General features: G+C 68.0%; 1 protein-coding gene. It reads left to right on the top strand.

Going from position 1 to position 347, the window contains the following annotated elements:
• On the top strand, positions 1-347 hold a 347-nt coding region (locus tag AB4Y35_RS42155), incomplete at both ends, for a type VI secretion system baseplate subunit TssF (RefSeq protein WP_368708803.1).

Genomic DNA, 347 nt, shown 5'->3' with positions numbered 1-347 from the left:
CGACCTGTCGCGTATCCGCCTGTACCTGCATGGCGACCGGCCTGCCGCCGCCGCGCTGTACGCGGCGCTCACGCGCCAGATCGCATCGGTCGGACTGCGCCTGCCGTCGGTGCGCGACGGCTCGCTGGTACCGCTCGACGGGGTGCATTTCAAGCCGGTGGGGTTCGGCCCGTCGAGGCGGTTGTGGCCGGTCACGGACCCCGCGCGCAACGAGTTGGTCGACCGCGAGCAGACACTGCTGGAGTATTTCGTGTACCCGCAGAAGTTCCACTTCGTCGACCTGTGCGGCTTCGACAGCGCGATGGTGCCGGCAGGCGAAACGCGCATGATCCTCGAGATCGAACTGG

This window comes from Paraburkholderia sp. EG286A (assembly GCF_040965375.1).
Lineage (GTDB): Bacteria > Pseudomonadota > Gammaproteobacteria > Burkholderiales > Burkholderiaceae > Paraburkholderia.
Note: the sequence above shows the minus strand (reverse complement) of the source record. Positions and strands in the feature narration are given on the sequence as shown.